At 58.6% G+C, this 23,548-nt stretch carries 18 protein-coding genes and 1 other RNA gene; 12 read left to right on the top strand and 7 right to left on the bottom strand.

All coding sequences use genetic code 11. The features are described 5' to 3' along the window. Positions 1–9: 9 nt before the first annotated feature. A complete protein-coding gene (gene xdhB, locus RHM55_RS05250) occupies positions 10–2,442 on the bottom strand; it encodes a xanthine dehydrogenase molybdopterin binding subunit (RefSeq protein ID WP_322179921.1) in 2,433 nt (810 codons plus the stop codon). Further along, positions 2,435–3,889 (bottom strand): xanthine dehydrogenase small subunit, encoded by a 1,455-nt coding sequence (gene xdhA, locus RHM55_RS05245; protein ID WP_322179919.1) that lies wholly within the window; start codon positions 3,887–3,889, stop codon positions 2,435–2,437. Before xdhA ends, xdhB begins: the two co-directional genes overlap by 8 nt. Positions 3,890–4,167: 278 nt before the next feature. Between xdhA and RHM55_RS05240 the strand changes: the two genes are divergently transcribed. The 5 genes from RHM55_RS05240 to RHM55_RS05220 all read left to right on the top strand — a co-directional run bounded on the left by RHM55_RS05240 (position 4,168) and on the right by RHM55_RS05220 (position 13,212). Then, a complete protein-coding gene (locus RHM55_RS05240) occupies positions 4,168–4,827 on the top strand; it encodes a GntR family transcriptional regulator (protein WP_322179917.1) in 660 nt (219 codons plus the stop codon). A gap of 4 nt (positions 4,828–4,831) precedes the next feature. Continuing rightward, entirely contained in the window at positions 4,832–8,320 is a 3,489-nt protein-coding gene (gene smc / locus RHM55_RS05235) for a chromosome segregation protein SMC (RefSeq protein WP_322179915.1), read from the top strand. A gap of 274 nt (positions 8,321–8,594) precedes the next feature. Further along, a complete protein-coding gene (gene zipA / locus RHM55_RS05230) occupies positions 8,595–9,449 on the top strand; it encodes a cell division protein ZipA (protein ID WP_322179913.1) in 855 nt (284 codons plus the stop codon). Between the two features lie 121 nt (positions 9,450–9,570). Beyond that, positions 9,571–11,931 carry an NAD-dependent DNA ligase LigA gene (gene ligA, locus RHM55_RS05225; protein WP_322179911.1) on the top strand — a complete coding sequence of 787 codons (2,361 nt, stop codon included), beginning with the start codon at positions 9,571–9,573 and terminating at the stop codon, positions 11,929–11,931. Positions 11,932–12,045: 114 nt separating this feature from the next. Then, positions 12,046–13,212: a zinc-binding metallopeptidase family protein gene (locus tag RHM55_RS05220; protein WP_322179909.1), complete on the top strand. Its 1,167-nt coding sequence runs from the start codon at positions 12,046–12,048 to the stop codon at positions 13,210–13,212. 17 nt (positions 13,213–13,229) lie between these two features. Here the strand turns inward: RHM55_RS05220 and RHM55_RS05215 are convergent, their stop codons facing one another. Next, positions 13,230–13,739 (bottom strand): GNAT family N-acetyltransferase, encoded by a 510-nt coding sequence (locus RHM55_RS05215; protein ID WP_322179907.1) that lies wholly within the window; start codon positions 13,737–13,739, stop codon positions 13,230–13,232. Between the two features lie 211 nt (positions 13,740–13,950). Here RHM55_RS05215 and ffs point away from each other — a divergent pair. After that, positions 13,951–14,047: signal recognition particle sRNA small type (ffs, locus tag RHM55_RS05210), an RNA gene on the top strand. Positions 14,048–14,168: 121 nt separating this feature from the next. Here the strand turns inward: ffs and RHM55_RS05205 are convergent. Both RHM55_RS05205 and RHM55_RS05200 read right to left on the bottom strand, forming a co-directional pair. Next, complete coding sequence (locus tag RHM55_RS05205) at positions 14,169–14,615, bottom strand: hypothetical protein (protein ID WP_322179906.1); 447 nt, start codon at positions 14,613–14,615, stop codon at positions 14,169–14,171. A 31-nt stretch (positions 14,616–14,646) separates the two neighbouring features. Beyond that, a complete protein-coding gene (locus RHM55_RS05200; RefSeq protein ID WP_322179905.1) occupies positions 14,647–15,228 on the bottom strand; it encodes a Spy/CpxP family protein refolding chaperone in 582 nt (193 codons plus the stop codon). Positions 15,229–15,483: 255 nt separating this feature from the next. Here RHM55_RS05200 and RHM55_RS05195 point away from each other — a divergent pair, with 255 nt between their 5' ends. Next, positions 15,484–15,945 carry an aminoacyl-tRNA deacylase gene (locus RHM55_RS05195; protein WP_219060504.1) on the top strand — a complete coding sequence of 154 codons (462 nt, stop codon included), beginning with the start codon at positions 15,484–15,486 and terminating at the stop codon, positions 15,943–15,945. 62 nt (positions 15,946–16,007) lie between these two features. Next, positions 16,008–16,247 carry a DUF2789 domain-containing protein gene (locus tag RHM55_RS05190; RefSeq protein ID WP_322179904.1) on the top strand — a complete coding sequence of 80 codons (240 nt, stop codon included), beginning with the start codon at positions 16,008–16,010 and terminating at the stop codon, positions 16,245–16,247. A gap of 29 nt (positions 16,248–16,276) precedes the next feature. Here RHM55_RS05190 and RHM55_RS05185 read toward each other — a convergent pair whose 3' ends face one another. Both RHM55_RS05185 and RHM55_RS05180 read right to left on the bottom strand, forming a co-directional pair. Next, positions 16,277–17,977: an acid phosphatase gene (locus RHM55_RS05185; RefSeq protein ID WP_322179903.1), complete on the bottom strand. Its 1,701-nt coding sequence runs from the start codon at positions 17,975–17,977 to the stop codon at positions 16,277–16,279. 141 nt (positions 17,978–18,118) lie between these two features. Further along, positions 18,119–18,889, bottom strand: a complete 771-nt coding sequence (locus tag RHM55_RS05180; protein ID WP_322179902.1) for a transporter substrate-binding domain-containing protein — start codon at positions 18,887–18,889, stop codon at positions 18,119–18,121. A gap of 165 nt (positions 18,890–19,054) precedes the next feature. On the opposite strand from RHM55_RS05180, the gene dnaX reads away from it, so the two are divergent. The 4 genes from dnaX (at position 19,055) to recR (ending at position 23,519) form a co-directional block, all read left to right on the top strand. Next, complete coding sequence (dnaX, locus tag RHM55_RS05175) at positions 19,055–21,223, top strand: DNA polymerase III subunit gamma/tau (RefSeq protein ID WP_322179901.1); 2,169 nt, start codon at positions 19,055–19,057, stop codon at positions 21,221–21,223. 66 nt (positions 21,224–21,289) lie between these two features. Beyond that, entirely contained in the window at positions 21,290–21,616 is a 327-nt protein-coding gene (locus tag RHM55_RS05170; RefSeq protein ID WP_219060509.1) for a YbaB/EbfC family nucleoid-associated protein, read from the top strand. Positions 21,617–21,820: 204 nt separating this feature from the next. Beyond that, positions 21,821–22,855 carry an NADP-dependent oxidoreductase gene (locus RHM55_RS05165; RefSeq protein WP_322179900.1) on the top strand — a complete coding sequence of 345 codons (1,035 nt, stop codon included), beginning with the start codon at positions 21,821–21,823 and terminating at the stop codon, positions 22,853–22,855. 61 nt (positions 22,856–22,916) lie between these two features. Further along, positions 22,917–23,519, top strand: a complete 603-nt coding sequence (gene recR / locus RHM55_RS05160; RefSeq protein WP_322179899.1) for a recombination mediator RecR — start codon at positions 22,917–22,919, stop codon at positions 23,517–23,519. Positions 23,520–23,548 lie beyond the last annotated feature (29 nt).

The raw sequence follows: 23,548 nt of genomic DNA, 5'->3' as shown, positions 1-23,548 counted from the left end.
TGCGGTCTCCTAAGCTCTTGTAGGCGCGGGCTCGCCAGCGATGTGCCCAGGGTCGCGCTCGGCCGCAGCCGTCGCGCTATGCAACGTGCGCATTTGCTCGCACCCCCACAACACCCGCTCCGGGGTCGCAGGCGCGTCGATCTTCGGTTGATGTCGGTAGTCGCCAAGGCTGGCGACGGCGTCCTTGATCGCGCACCAGGCGGCGATGCCGAGCATGAACGGCGGCTCGCCCACGGCCTTGGAATGGAACACCGTGTCTTCCGGGTTTTTGCGGTTCTCCACCAGCTTGATCCGCAGGTCCAGGGGCATGTCGGCAACTGCCGGAATTTTGTAACTGGCCGGGCCGTTGGTCATCAATTTGCCCTTGGCATTCCACACCAACTCTTCCATGGTCAGCCAGCCCATGCCCTGAATGAAGCCGCCTTCGACCTGGCCCATGTCGATGGCCGGGTTCAGCGAGGCGCCCACGTCATGCAGGATGTCGGTGCGGAGCATCTTGTATTCGCCGGTCAGGGTATCGATCACCACTTCAACGCAGGCCACGCCGTAAGCGAAGTAGTAGAACGGATGACCGCGCGCCTGGCTGCGGTCGTAATAGATTTTAGGTGTCTTGTAATAGCCAGTGCTCGACAGCGATACCTGACCGACCCATGCCTGTTGCGCTAGGGATTCGAACGACAGAATGTGCTCGCCAATCCGCACGTGGCCATTGTGAAACTGCACCTGATCTTCGCCGACCTTGTACTGCCGCGCAGCAAATTCCACCAACCGTTGTTTGAGAATCTCAGCAGCGTTCTGCGCAGCTTTACCGTTCAGGTCTGCACCGCTGGAAGCTGCCGTCGGCGAGGTGTTCGGCACTTTGTCGGTAGTGGTCGCAGTGATCTGGATGCGGTCGATATCAACCTGGAACACCTCGGCCACCACCTGCGCAACCTTGATGTTCAGACCCTGGCCCATCTCGGTGCCGCCATGGTTCAGGTGGATGCTGCCATCGGTGTAGATATGGATCAGCGCACCGGCTTGATTGAGGAAGCTGGCGGTGAAGGAAATGCCGAATTTCACCGGGGTCAGCGCCAGGCCTTTTTTTAGCACCGGGCTGTGTGCGTTGTAGGCACGAATCGATTTTCGCCGTTCTGCATACTGGCTGCTGGCCTCCAGTTCGGCGGTCATTTCTTCGAGCATGTTGTGCTCGACCGTCTGGTAGTAATGGGTAACGTTACGCTCGGTCTTGCCGTAGTAGTTGGCTTTGCGCACGTCCAGCGGGTCTTTGCCCAAGTGACGGGCGATGGTGTCCATCACTTCTTCGATCGCGACCATGCCTTGCGGGCCGCCGAAGCCGCGATAGGCGGTGTTTGAGGCGATATTGGTCTTGCAACGATGGCCATTGATGGTGGCGTCGCCCAGGTAGTACGCGTTATCGGCATGGAACATCGCCCGGTCGACAATAGAGTTGGACAGGTCCGGTGAGCAGCCGCAGTTGCCAGCCAACTCCAGCTGAATCCCGTGCAGGCGTCCGCTGTCATCGAAGCCGACGTCATATTCGATATAGAAGGGGTGACGCTTGCCGGTCATCAGCATGTCTTCGACCCGGGGCAGACGCATCTTGGTCGGCAGCCCGGTCAACACGGCGATCACCGCGCACAGGCACGCAGGGCTTGCCGCCTGGGTCTCCTTGCCGCCAAAACCACCGCCCATGCGGCGCATATCGACCACGATTTTGTTCATCGACACGCCGAGTACTTCCGCCACCAGCTTTTGTACTTCGGTGGGGTTTTGCGTCGAGCAATAGACAATCATGCCCCCGTCTTCGGTGGGCATCACTGACGAGACCTGGGTTTCCAGGTAAAAGTGTTCCTGCCCGCCGATGTGCAAGTTGCCTTGTAGGCGATGCGGCGCACTGGCGAGAGCGCTGGCCGAATCACCGCGTTGATGGGTATGGCTGTCGAAGACGAAATGTTTTTTGCGCAAGGCCTCCACCACGTCCAGAACGGGCTCGAGGTCCTCGTATTCGATGATCGCGGCCATTGCCGCCTTGCGCGCGGTTTCCATATCCCGTGCGGCAACCGCGATCACCGGTTGACCGACGAATTCTACAACATCGATGGCCAGCAACGGATCGCCCGGCAGCAGCGGACCAATGTCCTTGAGGCCCGGAATGTCGTCATGAGTGATGGCGATGCGCACGCCTTCAAAGGCATAGCACGGCGATGTGTCGACGCTGATGATCCGCGCGTGGGCGCGGTCGGACAGGCGTGCATACACGTGCAATTGATTCGGGAATTCCAGACGGTCGTCGATGTACACCGCCTCGCCGGACACATGCTTGTCAGCGCTGTCGTGCTTGACGCTGCGACCCACGCCCGTGCTCAGGTCCTGCTGAAACAGCGCGGCCATTTCGGCTTGGCTGTCTTCCAAGGTTTGGTCCGGGGCATGGTTAGACATAAGAGGTCACCCGCGTTTCGATGTGAGGCGTTTGCAGCTCGATGAAATATTTGCGCAGCAGGTTTTGCGCACTCAGCAGGCGGTATTCCTTGCTTGCGCGAAAGTCTGACAACGGGGTGAAATCCTCAGCCAGGGCCGCGCAGGCACGCTCCACGGTGGCCGAGGTCCAAGGTGCGCCGATCAGCGCGTGTTCACAGGCAGCGGCGCGTTTAGGGATCGCCGCCATGCCGCCGAATGCAACGCGCGCATCGACAACGGCGCCATTCTCGACCTGCAAGCGGAAGGCCGCGCACACCGCAGAAATATCGTCGTCCAGCCGTTTCGACACTTTGTAGGCGCGGAACGCCTGTCTGTCGTTGGCCTTGGGTACGATGATTTTTTCGATGAACTCGCTTTCCTGGCGTGCCGTCACGCGGTAGTCGATGAAGTAGTCTTCCAGCGCGAGGGTGCGGCGGACTTCGCCTTTGCACAGGACAATCTGCGCACCGAGGGCGATCAGCAGAGGAGGGGAGTCACCGATGGGCGAGGCGTTGCCGATGTTGCCGCCCAAGGTGCCCTGATTGCGGATCTGCAAGGAGGCGAAGCGCTGAAGCAGCTCGCCGAAGTCCTGGTATTCAGCGGTCAGTGCTGCGTAGCAGTCGGTCAACGAGGTGGCGGCGCCGATCTCGATACGGTCGTCGAAGTGCTCAATGCGTTTCATTTCTTCGATGTTGCCGACGTAGATCATCACCGGCAGCGTGCGATGGAGTTGAGTGACTTCCAGCGCCAGATCGGTACCGCCGGCCAGCAAGCGCGCTTGCGGATAGGCGTTATACAAATCGGCCAGGTTGCTGACAGTCAACGGCACCAGGCAGCGTTTGTCGCCGCTGTTGAGTTCGCCGGTTTCTTTTGGTGCGATGGCCCGCAAACGGGCGATGGTCTCTGTCTGGCGCTGATCGAACTGGTCGGGCTCGCGTTGAGTGCAGGCTTGCTCGGCGGCGGCGAGAATCGGGCGATAGCCGGTGCAACGGCACAGATTGCCGGCCAATGCTTCGTGGGCTTGATGAGTGTTGGCTTCGCTGCTGTTCTTCTGCAGCGCGAACAGCGACATGACAAACCCGGGTGTGCAGAAACCACATTGCGAACCGTGACACTCGACCATGGCTTTTTGCACGCTGTGCAGTTGGCCTTGATGCTTGAGGTCCTCGACGCTGATCAATTGTTTGCCGTGCAACGAGGCAACGAACGTCAGGCAGGCATTGATGCTGCGATAGCGCAGGTGCTCGGCGCCATCGTTATCGGTGCTCAATTCGCCGATCACCACGGTGCAGGCGCCACAATCGCCGCTGGCACAGCCCTCTTTAGTGCCGGGTTTGCCCAGATGCTCGCGCAAATAATTGAGCACGGTCAGATTCGGGTCCAGGGCGTGCTCGGTGCGTAGCGCCTGATTGAGTAAGAGTTGGATCACGGAAGGCCCCTCTGCACGTTATTTTTGTAATCGACACATGGACTGAATTTATCAGCTCTGACTTTTTGGTCAATTATTTGCTGACCCTTAAGTCAGGAAAAATCGCTTTTCCCGGTTTTGCCGATTAACGGTGTGCCTGATCGGTAACAAAATTGCCGACCAGTGCTCAAAGAATTGCTTATTTCGTGCCAGATTCAACCCCCATGGCCCTGCGCCATGGCTGCCCATTGCGATACACTGCGCGGCTTGTATGATTTAGCCGAAGTTGAAGGAAAACCATGACGTTCAAGGCGCCGGATAGCCTCGCCGAGCAAATCGCTCACCACCTCGCAGAACGGATCGTTCGTGGCGAGCTCAAGCCGGGTGAGCGCATTCAAGAGCAAAAAGTCACTCAAGCATTGAGTGTCAGTCGTGGTTCGGTGCGTGAAGCCTTGCTGATTCTCGAGCGCCGCCACCTGATCGTGATCCTGCCGCGTCGTGGCGCCCAAGTGACCGAACTTAACGCGCACAACGTTGAAAGCCTGTGCGCGCTGATGGGCGAGCTGTACATCCTGCTTGCCAATGCCGTGGCCAATCGTTGGGAAACGCATGCTGATCTTGCGCCGTTTTTGCGGGTTCAGCAGCGCCTGACCGCCAGCTACGAGCTTCAGGACGTGAAAATGTTCGTTGAAGAGAGCTTCAACGTAATGCGCGCCGCTTACCCGTTCGCCAATAACCCGTACCTGCAAGAAACAGTCGAAAACCTGCAGCCGTCCATGAGCCGTAACTATTACCTGGCGCTGGACCAACGCAAGGCGGAAATGAGCGAGTACCTGACCCTATTCGCGCAACTGCTCGACTCGGTCGTGGCGCGCGACCATGCGCAGATTCGTAATGTGCTGAGCAGCTATGTCGAGCGCAGTTGCAAGTTGGTACTGTCCGCCCTGACTGCAGGCTGACCCTATGCGGCTCAAGTGCATCAGGCTGGCCGGGTTCAAATCCTTCGTGGACCCGACCACCGTCAACTTCCCGAGTAACATGGCGGCGGTGGTAGGCCCCAACGGCTGCGGAAAATCCAACATCATCGACGCCGTGCGTTGGGTGATGGGCGAAAGTTCGGCGAAGAACCTGCGCGGCGAATCGATGACCGACGTCATCTTCAACGGCTCAACCAGTCGCAAGCCCGTCAGTCAGGCCAGCATCGAGCTGGTATTCGACAACTCCGATGGCACCCTGGTGGGCGAATACGCCAGCTACGCGGAAATCTCCATTCGCCGAAAAGTCACCCGCGACAGCCAGAATACGTACTTCCTCAACGGCACCAAATGCCGTCGTCGTGACATCACCGACATCTTCCTCGGCACGGGGTTGGGCCCGCGCAGCTACTCGATCATTGAGCAAGGGATGATCTCCAAGCTGATCGAGTCCAAGCCTGAAGAGCTGCGTAACTTCATCGAAGAAGCCGCCGGCATCTCCAAGTACAAAGAGCGTCGGCGCGAGACTGAAAACCGTATCCGCCGCACTCATGAAAACCTGGCCCGCCTGACCGACCTGCGCGACGAACTGGAACGCCAGCTCGACCGTTTGCACCGTCAGGCGCAGGCGGCTGAGAAGTACCAGGAATACAAAGGCGAAGAGCGTCAACTCAAGGCACAACTGTCGGCTCTGCGCTGGCAGGCGTTGAATGAGCAAGTCGGCCAGCGCGAAGCGGTGATCGGCAATCAGGAAGTCGGTTTCGAAGCACTGGTGGCTGAGCAACGCAATGCCGACGCCAGCATTGAACGTCTGCGCGACGGTCATCACGACCTGTCTGAGCGCTTCAATCTGGTGCAGGGCCGTTTCTATTCCGTGGGCGGCGATATTGCCAGGGTCGAGCAAAGTATCCAGCACGGCCAGCAGCGTTTGCGTCAGTTGCAGGACGACCTGCGCGAGTCGGAACGCGCGCGGCTGGAAACAGAGTCGCATCTGGGCCACGACCGCACCTTGCTGGCGACGCTAGGCGAAGAGCTGGAAATGCTCGAGCCCGAACAGGAAATCACCAGCGCAGCCGCCGAAGAATCCACCGCAGCGCTGGAGGACTCCGAAAGCACCATGCACGGCTGGCAGGAGAAGTGGGACGCGTTCAATCTGGACTCTGCCGAACCGCGGCGTCAGGCCGAAGTGCAGCAGTCGCGCATCCAGCAGCTGGAAAGCAGTATGGAGCGATTGGGCGAACGGCAACGGCGTTTGGGCGAAGAGCGACAGTTGCTCGCCGCAGACCCGGAAGACGCGGCCATTCTTGAACTCAGCGAAGAACTCGCCACCCGCGAAATGACCCTGGAAGAGTTGCACGCCAGCGAAGAACAGTTGGTCGAGCGCCTGGAACAACTGCGTGGCGAGCTGCATCAAGCCAATCAGGCACAGCAGCAGGCTCAGGGCGATCTACAGCGCCTTAACGGTCGGCTGGCCTCGCTGGAAGCCTTGCAACAAGCGGCGCTCGATCCGGGCACCGGTACTGCTGAGTGGCTGCGTGAACAGCAACTGACCGAGCACCCGCGACTGGCTGAAGGCCTGCGGGTCGAGTCGGGCTGGGAGCTGGCGGTGGAAACCGTGCTCGGTGCCGACCTGCAAGCGGTGCTGGTGGATGACTTCGCTGGACTGGATCTTGCGGGTTTCGAACAGGGCGACCTGCGCCTGCTCAGCCCGTCGGCCGACGTGATGCGAATTCCTGGCAGTTTGCTGGACAAGGTTGAAGCGTCGGTCGATTTGTCGGCGTGGCTGGGTCAGGTCAAACCGGTAGACAGTCTTGAAGACGCCTTAGCCTTGCGCGGTCAGCTTGGGGCAGGGCAGAGTCTGATCAGCCGCGACGGTTACTGGGTCGGTCGGCATTTTCTAAGGGTGCGCCGCGCCAGTGAAGCAGAAAGCGGAGTGCTCGCTCGCGGTCAGGAGTTGCAGCGCCTGGGGCTGGAGCGTGAGGAGCGCGAAGCCACCCTGGGCGCCCTTGAAGAGCAGCTTGTCACCCTGCGTGAGCAGCAGTTGCAGCAAGAAGACACCCGCGAGCAGCTGCGTCGGCGTTTACAGGATGAAGCGCGTCAGCAAGGCGAACTCAAGGCGCAGCTATCTGCTGGCAAAGCCAAGGTTGAACAATTGACCCTGCGCCGCACGCGTCTGGACGAAGAGCTGGGCGAATTGGGCGAGCAACGCGCCATCGAACACGAACAGCTCGGCGAGTCTCGCCTGCAATTGCAGGGCGCGCTGGACAGCATGGCCATCGACACCGAACAGCGTGAGTTGCTCCTGGCTCAGCGCGACAGCCTGCGCGAACGCCTCGACCGGGTGCGTCAGGAAGCCCGTCAGCATAAGGACCACGCCCATCAATTGGCGGTGCGTCTAGGGTCGCTCAAGGCGCAGCACGATTCCACCCGACAGGCCCTTGAGCGGCTGGAGTTGCAGTCCGAGCGTCTGAACGAAAAACGCGAGCAGCTAAGCCTTAATCTGGAAGAGGGCGAGGCGCCGCTCGAAGAACTGCGCCTCAAGCTCGAAGAGTTGCTGGAAAAACGCATGGCTGTCGACGACGAGATGCGTCTGGCAAAAATGGCGCTGGAAGACGCCGACCGTGAACTGCGCGATGCCGAGAAACGCCGCACTCAGGCCGAACAGCAATCGCAACTGGTGCGCGGCCAGCTCGAGCAGCAACGCATGGAATGGCAGGCGCTCACGGTGCGGCGCAAAACCCTGCAGGACCAATTGCTCGAAGACGGCTACGACCTGCATGGCGTGTTGGCTACGCTGACCAGCGAGGCCAACGAAAAACATGCGGAAGAAGAGTTGGAGCGCATTGCTCAGCGTATTCAACGCCTCGGTGCGATCAACCTCGCGGCCATCGACGAATACCAGCAACAATCCGAGCGTAAACGTTATCTGGATGCGCAGAATGCCGACTTGGTCGAAGCGCTGGATACCCTGGAAAACGTCATTCGCAAGATTGATAAGGAAACGCGTAATCGTTTCAAAGAGACCTTTGATCAGATAAATAGCGGTTTACAGGCACTTTTCCCAAAAGTTTTCGGTGGTGGCAGCGCTTACTTGGAACTGACGGGCGAAGATTTACTCGATACAGGTGTGACTATCATGGCGCGGCCACCTGGCAAGAAGAACAGCACCATCCATTTGCTGTCCGGTGGTGAAAAGGCCCTGACTGCCTTGGCGCTGGTTTTTGCCATTTTCAAGTTGAACCCGGCACCGTTTTGCATGCTCGACGAGGTTGACGCACCGCTGGACGACGCTAACGTAGGACGTTACGCCCGACTCGTGAAGGATATGTCGCAGACGGTGCAATTTATCTACATCACCCACAACAAGATTGCCATGGAGATGGCAGACCAGTTGATGGGGGTCACCATGCACGAGCCTGGGTGCTCGCGATTGGTTGCGGTAGACGTGGAGGAAGCGATGGCGCTGGTGGATGCCTAGCGTGCAGGCCTTGTACAGCAAGGGAAATGGCGTTTTAGTGGCCCCTTTGCTATGGGAATGCATGGTGTTATCAAGCGTCTGAAGCCGTTTGACCACTTTTGAGCGGCCGGCCCTTTGCAACAGACGGTGTAAAGTTATCTTTGGTCGTGCTAGTTTAATCACCACTTTTTCTTTTGCGTGGGTAAAACGCCTGTCAGAACATAGAGTTGGCGCCACGTTTTAAAGGGGTTTCGGCCCTTATTTCTCAGCATTTTTATTAGAGGCACTGGATTACATGGAAATCGGTCTGCGCGAGTGGCTGATCGTCATCGGCATTATTGTCATTGCCGGTATTCTTTTTGATGGCTGGCGCCGGATGCGCGGCGGCAAGGGTAAATTGAAATTCAGGCTGGACCGAAGCTTCTCCAATCTGCCGGATGACGACGAAGCCACGTCCGCCGAGCTCTTGGGGCCGCCGCGTGTGCTGGACAACCAGAAAGAACCGCAATTGGATGAGCACGATCTGCCGTCGGTGAACGTCACCCCGCGTGATGCCAAGCGCAAACGCAAGGACGAACCGCATCAGGGCGACCTGAATCTGAATCTCGATCTGGACGGGCCAAGCCTGCACGCCGGTCGCGACGATGACTTTCCGGACGAGAACAAGCCTGGGCGACGTGCAGACGATACGACGCGCCGTACCGAAGATCTGCCGCCCGTTGAAGAAGTGCTGGTGATTAGTGTGATCTGCCGCGACGAAAGTGGCTTCAAGGGTCCTGCGTTGCTGCAGAACATTTTGGAAAGTGGTTTGCGTTTCGGCGAGATGGATATTTTCCATCGCCACGAGAGCATGGCCGGCAACGGCGAAGTACTGTTCTCCATGGCCAACGCGGTCAAGCCGGGCGTGTTCGATCTCGACGATATCGATCACTTCAGCACCCGCGCCGTGAGTTTCTTCCTTGGCTTGCCCGGCCCGCGTCATCCGAAACAGGCCTTCGACGTCATGGTGGCCGCTGCTCGCAAACTGGCCCACGAACTCAACGGTGAATTGAAAGATGATCAGCGCAGCGTCATGACCGCGCAGACCATTGAACACTACCGCCAGCGCATCGCCGAATTCGAACGCCGTGCATTGACCCAGCGCCGCTAAATACGCGCCGCTTAACCTGTAGGAGCGCGCTTGCCCGCGAGAAGGTCGGAACGACCTTCCTGCGGTGGCGAATCAACATTGAGCAGCTTCGGCTGCTTTTTTGCTTTTCGAGAGAACACGTATGACCGCCGTCGAAACCCGAATCCTGGAACTGCGCGCAGCACTGGAGCAGCACAACTACCGCTACCACGTCCTTGACGAGCCGAGCATCCCCGACGTCGAGTACGACCGCCTGTTCCAAGAGCTCAAGGCGCTGGAAGCCGAGAACCCGCAGCTGATAACGCCTGATTCACCGACTCAACGGGTCGGTAGCGCGGCGCTGTCGGCATTTACCCAAGTGCGTCACGAAATTCCCATGCTCAGCTTGGGTAATGCTTTCGACGAAAACGACATGCGTGAATTCGACCGCCGTGTCGTCGAAGGCCTGGACTTGCCGGTGGGCGACCTGTTCGGCGACGGCGCTCACGTTCAGTACAGCTGTGAACCGAAACTCGACGGCCTGGCGGTCAGTCTGTTGTACCAGAATGGCTCGCTGGTTCGCGGTGCGACCCGTGGTGATGGCACTACCGGCGAAGACATCAGCGTCAACGTACGTACCGTACGTAATATCCCGCTCAAGCTTCACGGCAGCGGCTGGCCGCAAACCCTGGAAGTGCGTGGCGAAGTGTTCATGTCCAAAGCAGGCTTTGAACGGCTTAATGCCGGACAGCTGGAAGTCGGCGGTAAAACCTTCGCCAACCCACGTAATGCTGCGGCCGGCAGCTTGCGTCAGCTGGACTCGAAGATCACCGCCAACCGTCCGCTGGAATTTTGCTGCTACGGCTTGGGTCAGGTGTCGGAAGAGTTCGCCGACACCCATATCGGCAACATGGAAAAGCTCAAGCAATGGGGCATCCCTGTCAGCCATGAGCTGAAGTTGGCTAACGGCATAGACGAATGCCAGGATTACTACCGCGATATTGGCGAGCGGCGCTTGTCGCTGCCCTACGAAATCGACGGTGTAGTGTTCAAGGTCAATAACCTGGCCTCTCAGCGCGAGCTGGGTTTCCGTGCCCGCGAACCGCGTTGGGCCATCGCCCACAAATTCCCGGCCATGGAAGAACTCACCGAACTGCTTGACGTGGAATTCCAGGTTGGCCGCACCGGTGCAGTCACTCCGGTCGCGCGCCTCAAACCGGTCAAGGTTGCGGGTGTTACTGTCGCGAACGCCACGCTGCACAACATGGACGAAGTGGCGCGTCTGGGCTTGATGATCGGCGACACGGTGATCATTCGTCGCGCCGGCGACGTCATCCCGCAAGTGATGCAGGTCGTCCTGGACCGCCGCCCAGATAACGCGCGTCCGGTGCATATTCCAGAAACCTGCCCGGTCTGTGGTTCTCGGGTCGAGCGTACGCAGCTGGTCAAACGCAGCAAAGGCAAGGAAACCATCAGCGAGGGCGCCGTGTACCGTTGCGTCGGTCGACTGGCCTGCCGCGCGCAACTCAAACAAGCGATCATCCACTTCGTGTCCCGTCGGGCGATGGACATCGACGGCTTGGGTGACAAGAGCGTCGAGCAGTTGGTGGATGAAGGGCTGGTGTCATCCCCGGCTGACCTCTATACCTTGAAGTTCGAACAGATCGTCGGCCTTGAGGGGTTTGCCGAGGTCTCCAGCAACAAGCTGCTCAGGGCCATTAGCGACAGCAAAAAACCAACCCTGGCGCGTTTCATCTATGCGTTGGGCATTCCCGACGTTGGCGAAGAGACCGCCAAGGTACTGGCGCGCTCTTTGGCCTCGCTGGAGCGCATTAAACAGGCGCTGCCGGAAGTGTTGACGTATTTGCCGGATGTCGGGCTGGAAGTCGCCTATGAGATCCACAGCTTCTTCAGGGATGGCCACAACATCAAGGTCATCGAGCAATTGCTTGAGCGCGGTCTGGAATTGCAGGATCAGGGCGAGCTGGGTGCTGAATTCGCAGCCAGTACTACCTTGGCGGGCATGATCGACAAACTGCACATCCCTGCGATTGGGCCGGGTGCAGCGCAAAAACTGGCGGACAAATTTGGCTCGCTGCAAGGCATCATCGACGCCGACTGGCTGGACATGCGTCAGGCCTTGGCCGAGAAACAGGCGAAAGCCGTGCGTGATTTCTTCGACATCAAAGAGCACGTCCAGCGTGCACTGGAGATCGAGGCGCAACTCGAAGACTTCGGCATGCATTGGCAGAGCGAGAAAAAAGTCGTCGAAGGCCTGCCGCTGGCTGGGCAAACCTGGGTCCTGACCGGGTCCCTGGAGCTGATGAGCCGCGACATCGCCAAGGAAAAACTCGAAAGCCTCGGCGCTAAAGTCTCAGGCTCAGTCTCAGCAAAAACCCACACCGTCGTCGCCGGGCCTGGTGCGGGCTCGAAATTGACCAAGGCCAATGAACTGGGGCTAAAAGTGTTGGATGAAGAAGCGTTTGTGGTGTTTCTGAAGAAACACAATATTGAAGTGAGCTGACAGATCTGTAGGCGCTGACTTGTCTGCGAAGGGGGCGCCATGGTTCACCCTCATGTACACGGAATCGGTCATGCAACTCATGATCCAGTGCTAGTACGCCAAAAGGAGATCGTCATGTACCGCTTCTTCGAGCAACTCAGCTCCCGCATTGCCGCGCCGTTCGTGGGCGAGACCAAACGTAATAGCAAGGTCTGGCAGTGCCACTGTGGACAGTCGATCTTCTTCCCTAATACCCGGTGCCTGGCCTGTTCGGCAGCGCTGGGCTATTTGCCGGAGCAGGGTCGGCTGGCCGCGCTCGAGTCGGGGCCTGATCAAGGCACCTGGCGCCTGATCGAAGAACCCGGTGCGGAGCTTTATCGACGCTGCGCCAATCTCGACACGCCCGCTGCCTGCAACTGGCTGTTTCCTGCGCACAACCAGGGTGAGTTCTGCATCGCGTGCAGCCTCAATCGAACCATTCCCGACCTGTCGATTCCGGAAAACCCGGATCGCTGGTGCAAAGTCGAAACCGCCAAACGTCGCCTTGTCGCGCAATTGATCGCGCTGGGTTTGCAGGTGATTCCAAAAGCGCAGGACGAAGATACTGGCTTGGCATTTGATTTCGTTGGCGTCGACCAGGAAGGCAAGTGCCCCTCCACCGGTCACGCCAACGGCTTGATCACTCTCAACATCGAAGAGGCCGACGACGCCCACCGCGAAGCCATGCGCGTGCAGATGCACGAGCCGTATCGGACCTTGCTCGGGCATTTTCGGCACGAAGTGGGTCACTACTATTGGGATCGTCTGATCCCCGACAGCCCATGGGAAAATGCTTATCGCACCCTGTTCGGCGACGAGCGCGCCAGTTATGCCGATGCTCTTGAGCACCACTACCAGAAAGGCGCGCCGGCTGACTGGCAACAGGGTTTTGTCAGCGCCTACGCCACCATGCATCCTTGGGAAGACTGGGCTGAAACCTGGGCCCACTACCTGCACATGATGGATGCCGTCGACACCGCCCTCGGTTTTGGCATGAGCGCACGGGATATGGACTTCGACTATCCGCCATTCACGTTGGAAGCTCTCTACGACCCCCAGCACCCCGGCGGTCCTGCGTTCCTCTCATTCGTCAACGCCTGGATCGAACTGGCGGGGATGCTCAACGAACTGTCCCGGAGCATGGGGCAACCCGACTTTTACCCGTTCGTTCTGTCTCCGGCAGTCATTACCAAGCTGCACTTCATTCACTTGGTTATTCAGCAAGCCGGGGGCAGGGCGGACGAGGTGCTACAGGCGCAGTGAGGGGGCACGCACACCCCTTATAGACGCTCGGTAGCGCCATCCCGCAATGCCAACGACAGCCGCCGCTCATAACCAATCCGCCCCCGATACGCTTCCCCCGTATCGACCCAGCCCTGACCAAGATACAGGCCAAGCGCCGCCTGATTGTCCGTATCCACCGACAGCATCAACTGCGCCACATCTGGCCACACCGAGCGTGCCATGTCCGGGACCGCCTGCAAGCAGACTCTCCCCAGACCATGACCCTGCATCCTGCGGTCGATCTGCAAGGCATGCAGGGTGGCGGCATCCTGATCTGCCCAGTGCGGTAAATACGGCCCGCGCTTTAGCATAAAAAAACCGATGGGATAGTCGTCGGCAATCAGTACAAAACCCTTGATATCGTCATTCGGTTTACCCTGCAGGGCATTCAGTGCGCTGTAGATATCCCCGGAAAAAGCCTTCTGCTCCGGCAGCACTTCAAGGTGTTGCAATTGCTGGCGTTGAACAACCGACAGGTCTTCATAACAGACCAATTTAGTTTGCATCGATCGAATCCTGCGAGGACGCATCGCGTCACGGCCGAATAGGGTAACGCAAAAGCCCCAACGTCGGGCCCACCGTACACAGCCGCCAGCCTCTGCCACACAAGTGCTTGAGCCCCCTCGGATTTTTAATCCAAAACCAACGGTTGTAACTTCTCGCCAGACCGGTACAATGGCGCCGTTCGCCGTCAGGTGAACGTCGTTATGGTGACCCCATCGGTCCCCCCGCAACGATTACCCGTGAACCTGGTCAGATCCGGAAGGAAGCAGCCACAGCGGGAACATTGTGTGCCGGGGTGTGGCTGGTGGGGTTGCCTCCATAACGCAAAATTCCTCGATTAAAACAGCTAACCACTCTTTCGCTACAAGGCGATTCAAAGGGTGTTTTCTCACGTCCAGAATTCCTTCCTCGAATCGCACTCGCTGGACAGGTCAGCGTGTCGGTCCGGGTGGAGTCGCCGGGACTGTGCGCCACGGTTCAGGACACTGGCGTACGTAGGGGTAGTAGCCTTTGGCCGAGTCGCAGTAGTACCAATTGGGCGCGGGTGGAGGGCTTGATGGCGCCCCCGTCGTTATCCTCTCGGGCGGCATCGACGGTGTTGGCTCAATCACCACCGTGGACGGCCTGTAAGGGTAGTAGTAAGCAGGGGCGGGATAGTAATAGACCGGGTAAGCAGGGTAGTAGTAAGGGCCGGCAATGTGCGCGGCTTCCCAGCCCAGGCCCAAACCAATTCCTATGCCCCACCATGCGGGGCCGCCGCTGTGCCAGCCGCCACCATGACCGCCTCCATGCGAGTCGGCGGTGGCCGGTAATGAAAGACTCGTACCGATCAGAACCACGCCAATAAGCGTGCAACGTTTTATCGAGTCAATGTTCATGATGTCTACCTAATAGACTGTGCAATGCAGCTTATTCTTCGTGTGTTCGGCTTTGGTTTTCTTCCATCATGGGGCTCGACATGGGCATGTGTGTGCCCCAGCCGCCGTACCCGTGCATTCTGCGGTGCATCCCGTTCCAGAACAGATCGAATATGGTTTTTTGGTCAGTGCTCAACGTGTCATAAAACGTTTTGGTGCGAGCTTGAGCCGCTTCCAGACGAGCTACGTGTGCTTGCATCCAGGTGATTTGTGCGTGTAAACGCTCTATTCCTTGTGCCATTCTTTCCGGCGTTGTTTCGTCAATCACCGGTTTCGCCGTGCTCCCTTTTTCCTCATGTCCGGGTTTGTCTTTTTCCAGTTGCTGATGGGCATCCGTCATCAAGCCGGCGGACCATGTCTCCCACGCAGGCATTTGCGCTGGTGTTAGATTCAGCTTGCCCTTGAGTTCGTCCAGAGTCTGTTGCGTGTGCTTGACCCAGTCAAAATTCTGACGGTATTCGGCCACCCCCCCTGATGGTGGCGTTTCCGGGTTAGCAAAGACGTTGGTTGATGGCAGCAGTAAAGCACTTGCTGCCATCAGTATGTATTGGCCGATCAGGCCTGCTTTTTTCATCTTCAGCTCCTATCAACGTCGTGAGTGCCGTTTTAAGAATAGGAGTCGGTGTTAAGGGGGGGTTGATCTACATCAGAAAGTAGGCATACAGAGGGGCGAGCAGGCAGGTTCTGATCTTAGTTCATTCTCGACTATTGACGGTGCCGCATAGTCTTAACTGTTACTGCCATCCAATCGCCTCCACGCCGTGCGCTGCCTAAACTTGACGTTAAAGATATCGGCTCTGCCCTTCCGTGCAGGGCGTGGAGGTGCATCATGCGTATGGCCAAAACGGTACAACGTAGCCTGGAACAGGCGCGCTGTGATTATGACATCGTGGCTCACCCGCACTCGGCGACGAGTCTGGAGTCCGCGCGGGTGGCCAGCGTTCCGGCGGAGCGCTTGGCTAAATCAGTGATTCTCGATGATCAACACGGGCATTACATGATGGCTGTGTTGCCCGCTGATCGGCATTTGGATTTGAGCAAAATACAAACCAGTGGGGATTGGCAGCTCACTCGCGAAAGTGGCTTGCCGCACCTGTTCGGCGACTGTGAGCGTGGCGCGATCCCGGCACTGGGTGAGGCCTATGGAATCAAGATGCTGCTCGATCCGATGTTGACCCGCCAGGAGGACATCTACCTGGAAGCTGGTAACCACCACTATTTGGTCCACATGCGCATGGACCAATACCTGAAACTGGTGCCGCATGCCGAGGTGCGTGAGGTCTGCCAGTAATGAGCGTCAATGATCGAGCCAGGTTGTGCCGCGTGCGTTCAACCTGGCTCAAGGAGGGACTCATGGAATTACCTGTGCATAGTTTGCCGGCTCTTTTTCAACAGTTGGGGCTTGCGGCCGACCCGGTAAGCATTGACGCCTTCCTCGCCACTCATTCACCCCTCAAGGCCGACCTTGCGTTAGAGGACGCTTTTTTCTGGACCCCCGCACAGGCCTCTTTTCTGCGCGAGGAGATCCTTGAAGACGCCGACTGGGCCGAGGTGGTCGATCAACTTAATCTCTTGCTGCGAAAGAGGGGATGAATGTCGCCGATCATTCGGTGCAGGCGTTGCTAGGCCTCGAAAAATTGCAACGCCTTAGTCAAATCCCCCATGGGCTCCTGGCCTCTGGTCAGCATTTCTTCATCCCGCTCTTTCAGCCCATCCAGCTTCTCCAGCCCGTGTATTCGAGTGATCAAACGCAGGATTGAGGCGGTGTCATAGACGGTGTGGTCAACAACCCCTTTGCGGGCAAAGGGGGAGACGACCAGCGCCGGAATACGTGTGCCAGGGCCCCAGCGGTCGCCTTTTGGCGGCGCGACGTGGTCCCACCAGCCGCCGTTTTCGTCGACCGCAATGACGATGACCATGTTTTTCCATTGCGGGCTGTTGCGCAGGACTTTGATGGCGCGAGTGATGTGGCGGTCTCCAGAGGCAACGTCGGCGTAACCGGCGTGCATGTTGAGGTTGCCTTGGGGCTTGTAGAAAGTGACGGCGGGCAGCTTGCCAGCTTCGGCGTCGGCGAAGAATTTGTTGGTTCTGGACTCTTCACCCAAACCTGCGTCGCGCAGGCGTTTGCTGCGTTCTGCGGGGTTGTCGGGGCCGAGCTTTTTGAAGTAGTTGAGCGGTTGGTGGTGATACTGAAAATTCGGGATTTTCGGGATGCCGGGAGAGTCTTTGAACTGGTCGATGGTGGCCTGCCATCCGCCGGCGTACCACGCCCAGTCGATGTTCTTCTTCGACAGTTTGTCGCCGATATGGTCATGGGTTTGCGGCACCAATACGTTGGCCAGACCCGGTTTTGAGTAGTCCGGGCGCTCGGGGTCACGCAGCCAGGTCGGCCAGTATGGTGGGGCTAGGGTGTTGACCGCATAACCGTCGGGCGTCAATGCGCTTGGACCGAATTGCGGTGGGCCGGTCATGGCGCTGGCGGGAGACTTCTCCAGAGGCTTGAGCCGCGTATCGTGCGGATTATCGCTCTGTAGTGTGGCGATTTGCTGTTTGGCCGGTGAGTTCGCGGCGTCAGGGTAAAACGGCACAGTAGCGGACACCAGGTACTGGTGATTGAGAAACGAGCCGCCGAAAGCGCCCTGAAAGAAGTTGTCACACAGCACGAACTCCGTTGCCACGTCCCACAGGCGCAGGGAGTACTGGGTTTGCGCGTAATGGCCCATGGTCAGGCCACCCGAGTCTGCCCAGGCGACGAAGCTGTCGTTCTTGCCGCCATTGATTTGCATCTGGTTCTGATAAAAAACATGCCACAGGTCGCGGGTGACCAAGCCTAGCGGCAGATCTTCGCCATTGGGCCCCTCAAGGGCGAAGGGCGCGTTGATCAGGTGCTCTTGAAACTGGGTTTCGGCGGGGTAGGTCACGCCGTCTACGGTTTGTGGGCCAATCTGCAATATACCGCCCCATACCGGGGGCAGGGATTCCAGAATGCTGCCGTCGCGGTCGCGTTGCTGATAATCGTTTGTGGTGAGCGCAGCCAGCGGCTTTTCGACACCCGGGAAGTCACCGAACAAATTGTTGAAACTACGGTTTTCGGCGTAGATGACCACCACCGTTTTCACGTTATCGCGCAGTGCCTGATCCAGCGCGGCACCGGTTAAAGGCTTGTCGTCGGGCTTGGCTGGCGGCTCGTTGCCTGAAACGTAAGCGCTGAGGGTCGCGCCGACGCCAAGCGCCGCGACGCCACCAAGGAAACGTCTTCTACCCGCATCGGGTGGGTTATCGCCAGCAGGCGGCTGCAACGCGTCGTCGTCTTTGTTGTTCATGGCGGTTACCTGCGTGTTTGGCTGAGTTCGTAACAAATGATTTCGGAGGAGGGTAGTCAGGCAGTGTGACGCTGATGCTACAAGGTAGGCGTGAAGGGTTTAGCGATTAACGCCGCGGTCCGGGTGCTAGCGAGCCGCTGGCTAATTCCGTTCAAGCGAGAGTGATGCCTGAGTGCCGTAGCGCTCGATGATCCGATCAATCTCCCCTGACATTTTCATGCGCAACAAAGCACGTAGAATGGTCTGTACCGGCAGGTTCGGGTCGTTACGCACGATGCAGCCTACCGCTTGTTCTTCGACGATGGAAACACTGTGCAATTGTTTGTCCGGTGGCAGTTGGCGGTTGTACCAGTTCATCGACCATTCATTGGCCACGGCATAGCGATAACGGCCTGCCCCAAGTTTTTGCAGGACTTGTTCCTGGCTACGGGCGTCTTCACGGTGTAATTGGTGGTTGTCGAACAGGGGTTGCAGGCGCGGATACGTATAACCCAGAACGGTGCCGATCATCTGTTCATTAAGCTGGTCGACGCGGATCGGAGCTGTGTTGTCAGCGGTACTGATCAATAGGTCGCGTTGGGTCATCAGCGGCAGGCTCCAGGTGTAGTCACCGGAGAAGTTGGGTACCCAGGATTGCGCGGCGTAACAACGAACATCGACTTCGCCACGGTCCAGCGCGTTTTGCACGCGCAGACGGGCTAATACATGGTATTCCGCGGGGCGGCCGACCTGTCGGGCCAGGCTCTGCATGATGTCGAACAGGAATCCGGCAGTTGGCTGAGCGCCGTCGATCTGTACCAATGGCATCGACCAGCTGTCGGCAATCGAAAAGCGCAAAGGTGCCTCAGCGGCGTAGCTGAAGCACGAGCATAAGCAGCTGAGTGACAACAAAGTGCTCAAGAGCGGCCGCATTCGGTTCCTTTGCGTGGGCAATACGATGCGATTCAGGATGAATTTGATGCCGAAGTTTCCTCCATTTCAACAGCGTAGTCATATTAGAGAATGACACCGGATGCAATTTTGCCCTTGCTCCGCTAGCATTGGCGGTCTTCCGCTTCCCAGTTGCGACGGTTTTCGATGAGTTATCAGGTTCTTGCACGTAAATGGCGTCCGCGCTCGTTCCGCGAAATGGTCGGCCAGACCCATGTGCTCAAGGCCTTGATCAACGCGCTGGACAGCCAACGGCTGCACCATGCTTATTTGTTTACCGGCACCCGTGGCGTGGGCAAAACCACGATTGCGCGGATTATCGCCAAATGCCTGAATTGTGAGACGGGCATCACGTCGACGCCTTGTGGGACTTGTTCGGTCTGCCGGGAGATCGACGAGGGGCGTTTCGTCGACCTGATCGAGATCGACGCCGCGAGCCGGACCAAGGTCGAAGACACCCGTGAGCTGCTTGATAATGTGCAGTACGCACCAAGCCGCGGGCGCTTCAAGGTCTACCTGATCGACGAAGTGCACATGCTGTCCACTCACTCGTTCAACGCCCTGTTGAAGACCCTGGAAGAGCCGCCGCCCTACGTCAAGTTCATCCTGGCAACCACCGATCCGCAGAAGTTGCCGGCGACCATTCTGTCGCGCTGCCTGCAGTTTTCCCTGAAAAACATGACTCCCGAGCGTGTGGTCGAGCATTTGACCCACGTGCTCACGGTCGAAAATGTACCGTTCGAAGACGACGCGCTGTGGCTCTTGGGCCGCGCTGCCGATGGGTCTATGCGCGATGCCATGAGCCTGACCGATCAGGCGATTGCGTTCGGCGAAGGCAAGGTCATGGCGGCGGACGTTCGCGCCATGCTGGGCACGCTGGATCATGGCCAGGTGTACGACGTGCTGCATGCGCTGCTTGATGGCGATGCGCGCGGGGTGCTTGAAGCCGTGCGACATCTGGCCGAGCAAGGGCCGGACTGGAATGGTGTGCTCTCGGAAATTCTCAACGTGTTGCACCGCGTGGCCATTGCCCAGGCGTTGCCCGAAGGCGTCGATAACGGTCATGGCGACCGGGATCGGGTGCTGGCACTGGCTCAGGCGTTACCCGCCGAAGACGTGCAGTTCTACTATCAGATGGGCCTGATCGGCCGCCGTGATTTACCGCTGGCGCCAGACCCTCGGGGTGGCTTCGAGATGGTTCTGCTGAGGATGCTGGCCTTCCGCCCCGCTGACAGCACTGATGCGCCGAGGCAGCCGCTAAAGCCAGTGGGGATCAACCAGGCCACAGTTGATTCCAGGCAACCAGTGGCCGGCGCGACTTCCGTTGCGCCGGTAGTTGCAGCCGCCCCGGTAGCTGCCGTTGTGCCTGCACCTATGGATAAGCCGGTTGTTCAGCCTGTTGCCGCGCCGATCATGCCTGAACCTGCTCCGGCAGAAGAAGTCGATTTACCCTGGAATGAGCCCAGGGCCGTGCAGCCGGTAATTGAGCCTGAACCAGAGCTACAAGCCGACGTTGAGTCGATCTCTGAGCCGGAATCCGATTCCGAGCCGGTCGTAGAAACCGTTCCCGAGCCGATGCTCGATACCGTGGCCGAACAGCCGGACCTGACGCCCATGCCGATACCGGCACCCGCAAGCCCGGTTCCCGACGCGCCTGACGTAGTTAAGCCTGAGGACGTACAGGCTGCTACGGAGGTGGCGACGCCGGCCATGGTTGAGCCGGTTCCAGAGTCAGTGGCATTCGTTCCTGCGCCCATGGACCGTGATGACGAGCCGCCGGACGATGATGATTTCTTCGATGTGGAGGTGGACATTGATCCCGCATCTTATAGCTACCTGGACGAACTGGCCCACGACAGTGTGACCGAGGTCGTTGAGCCCGAGCCGTTACCGGCCTTGATGCCGGCGACAGGGCTGGCGCTGGAGTGGCTGAATCTGTTTCCGAAGCTGCCGGTGTCGGGCATGACGGGCAGTATCGCTGCCAATTGCACCTTGATGGCCGTGGAGGGCGATAACTGGCTGCTGCACCTGGACCCGGCCCACAGCGCGCTGTTCAATACAACGCAACTGCGCCGACTCAACGATGCCCTGAATCAATACCACGGGCGGACCTTGAACTTGAGCATCGAGCTGATCAAACCCGAGCAGGAAACCCCGGCTCAGGCGGGTTCGCGCCGCCGTGCCGAGCGCCAGAGCGAAGCAGAAGCATCGATCCACGCCGATCCGTTCATCCAGCAAATGCTGCAACAGTTTGGCGCGGTGATTCGAGAGGATACGATTGAACCTGTTGATGCTCCGGCGGCTCAGACTCTTTAACTGACGTGCGTGGCGCCTGTGTGGCGCTACGCAAAAATGACCCATCAATACTTGAGGTGAATTCCCATGATGAAAGGTGGCATGGCCGGCCTGATGAAGCAGGCACAGCAGATGCAAGAGAAAATGGCCAAGGCGCAGGAAGAACTGGCCAATGCCGAAGTCACCGGGCAGTCGGGCGCAGGCCTGGTCAGCGTCGTGATGACCGGTCGTCATGACGTCAAACGGATCAGCCTGGATGACAGCCTGATGCAGGAAGACAAGGAAATCCTTGAAGACCTGATCGCTGCCGCGGTGAACGACGCTGTGCGCAAGATCGAGCAGAACAGCCAGGAAAAGATGTCTGGCATGACGGCGGGCATGCAATTGCCACCGGGCATGAAACTGCCGTTCTAAAACGTTTTAGCGTGACCGGAAGCCAGGCCCCGTGCCTGGCTTTTTTTTGCTGCGAAGAAGGTCCTGCGGGTCGAGCGCGTCCCCGGCTTATCGTGGGCAAGACCATGCCTGCACGGGTTGCTTTATTGGATATCGACCGAACGCCTGCCGAGCAAAACGGTCTGCTCTGTATTAGCCTGAATTTATCGATTAAGGAACTGCTCTATGGCGCAAGAATTGATCCTCAACCAACGCATCGTTCTGGCCTCTCGTCCCAAAGGCGCACCCATGCCAGAGAATTTTCGTCTGGAGCGTGAGGCGCTGCCTGATCTGGAAGAGGGTCAGGTGTTGCTGCGTACGCTCTATCTGTCCCTCGACCCCTATATGCGTGGGCGCATGAGCGACGCGCCGTCTTATGCGGAACCGGTGCAGGTCAATGACGTCATGACGGGCGGGGCGGTGAGCCGCGTCGAGCAGTCACGCAATGCCCATTTCAAGCCGGGCGATCTGGTCGTAGGCATGACCGGTTGGCAAACCCACAGCATCTGCGATGGTACGCAAGTGGTGTCGGTGCCCAAGGATCTACCCAGCCCTTCAATGGCCGTCGGCGTGCTGGGTATGCCAGGGATGACCGCGTACATGGGCCTGATGGACATCGGCAAGCCCAAAGCCGGGGAGACCCTGGTGGTGGCTGCGGCGTCCGGTGCGGTCGGGTCGGTGGTAGGGCAGGTGGCCAAACTCAAGGGTTTGCGCGTGGTGGGCATCGCTGGCGGTGCCAAAAAATGCCGGTACGTGGTCGATGAGTTGGGGTTTGACGCGTGTATCGATCACAAAAGTGAACATTTCGCCGATGAGCTGGCGAAAGCCTGTGGCAATGGCATCGACATCTATTTTGAATTGGTTGGCGGAAAGGTGTTCGACGCGGTGCTACCACTGCTCAATGCCCGTGCGCGGATTCCTTTATGCGGTTTGATCGCCCAATACAATGCGCAGTCGCTGCCGGAAGGGACCGATCATTTGCCATTGCTGATGCGCACGTTGCTGACCAAGCGCGCACGGATTCAGGGTTTTATCGTGTTCGAGGAGTATGGCGATCGCCACGCGGAGTTTCTCGCTGCCATGGTCCCGTGGGTTAAAGAGGGCAAGATCAAGTTTCGTGAAGATATAGTCGAAGGGCTCGAACAGGCGCCCGAGGCCTTTATCGGTCTGCTGGAAGGACGCAACTTTGGCAAGCTGGTCGTCCGTGTCGCTGATGCTTGAATTGACGCTAACCGGAGGCGCGGGTATAAACCGCGTCTCGTTGTTTTGTCGGACCTTTCTCATGAGCTTCAGCCCCCTGATTCGCCAATTGATCGATGCTCTGCGTACATTGCCCGGCGTCGGTCAAAAAACTGCACAGCGCATGGCCCTGCAATTGCTTGAGCGTGATCGCAGCGGCGGTTCGCGCCTGGCGCTGGCATTGAGTCAGGCCATGGAGGGCGTCGGCCATTGCCGGCTCTGCCGCACCCTTACCGAAGACGATCTTTGCCCGCAATGTTCGGATGTTCGTCGTGACGACACACTGCTGTGCGTGGTCGAAGGGCCGATGGATGTCTATGCGGTGGAGCAGACGGGCTACCGTGGTCGCTACTTTGTACTCAAGGGGCACTTGTCGCCGCTGGACGGTCTCGGGCCGGAAGCCATTGGCATTCCGCAATTGGTGACGCGCATCGAGCAGCAGGGCACCTTCACCGAAATTATTCTCGCCACCAACCCGACCGTCGAAGGCGAAGCCACCGCGCATTACATCGCCCAGTTGCTGAGCAACAAAGGCCTGATCACCTCCCGCATCGCCCACGGCGTACCGCTGGGGGGTGAGCTGGAGCTGGTGGACGGCGGTACATTGGCGCATTCGTTTGCAGGGCGTAAGCCAATAGCATTGTGATGGATCGTTCCTCGGCGCCGGTTCGAGGC

Source organism: Pseudomonas sp. MH9.2, from assembly GCF_034353875.1.
GTDB lineage: Bacteria > Pseudomonadota > Gammaproteobacteria > Pseudomonadales > Pseudomonadaceae > Aquipseudomonas.
The sequence above is the reverse complement of the archived record's forward strand: the minus strand, read 5'-3'. Positions and strand labels throughout refer to the sequence as shown.

Coding starts and splice junctions, on each gene's coding strand:
- xdhB (WP_322179921.1), bottom strand. CDS start 2,442: ATGTCTAACCATGCCCCGGACCAAACCTTGGAAGACAGCCAAGCCGAA.
- RHM55_RS05240 (WP_322179917.1), top strand. CDS start 4,168: ATGACGTTCAAGGCGCCGGATAGCCTCGCCGAGCAAATCGCTCACCAC.
- smc (WP_322179915.1), top strand. CDS start 4,832: ATGCGGCTCAAGTGCATCAGGCTGGCCGGGTTCAAATCCTTCGTGGAC.
- zipA (WP_322179913.1), top strand. CDS start 8,595: ATGGAAATCGGTCTGCGCGAGTGGCTGATCGTCATCGGCATTATTGTC.
- ligA (WP_322179911.1), top strand. CDS start 9,571: ATGACCGCCGTCGAAACCCGAATCCTGGAACTGCGCGCAGCACTGGAG.
- RHM55_RS05220 (WP_322179909.1), top strand. CDS start 12,046: ATGTACCGCTTCTTCGAGCAACTCAGCTCCCGCATTGCCGCGCCGTTC.
- RHM55_RS05215 (WP_322179907.1), bottom strand. CDS start 13,739: ATGCAAACTAAATTGGTCTGTTATGAAGACCTGTCGGTTGTTCAACGC.
- RHM55_RS05205 (WP_322179906.1), bottom strand. CDS start 14,615: ATGAACATTGACTCGATAAAACGTTGCACGCTTATTGGCGTGGTTCTG.
- RHM55_RS05200 (WP_322179905.1), bottom strand. CDS start 15,228: ATGAAAAAAGCAGGCCTGATCGGCCAATACATACTGATGGCAGCAAGT.
- RHM55_RS05195 (WP_219060504.1), top strand. CDS start 15,484: ATGCGTATGGCCAAAACGGTACAACGTAGCCTGGAACAGGCGCGCTGT.
- RHM55_RS05190 (WP_322179904.1), top strand. CDS start 16,008: ATGGAATTACCTGTGCATAGTTTGCCGGCTCTTTTTCAACAGTTGGGG.
- RHM55_RS05185 (WP_322179903.1), bottom strand. CDS start 17,977: ATGAACAACAAAGACGACGACGCGTTGCAGCCGCCTGCTGGCGATAAC.
- RHM55_RS05180 (WP_322179902.1), bottom strand. CDS start 18,889: ATGCGGCCGCTCTTGAGCACTTTGTTGTCACTCAGCTGCTTATGCTCG.
- dnaX (WP_322179901.1), top strand. CDS start 19,055: ATGAGTTATCAGGTTCTTGCACGTAAATGGCGTCCGCGCTCGTTCCGC.
- RHM55_RS05170 (WP_219060509.1), top strand. CDS start 21,290: ATGATGAAAGGTGGCATGGCCGGCCTGATGAAGCAGGCACAGCAGATG.
- RHM55_RS05165 (WP_322179900.1), top strand. CDS start 21,821: ATGGCGCAAGAATTGATCCTCAACCAACGCATCGTTCTGGCCTCTCGT.
- recR (WP_322179899.1), top strand. CDS start 22,917: ATGAGCTTCAGCCCCCTGATTCGCCAATTGATCGATGCTCTGCGTACA.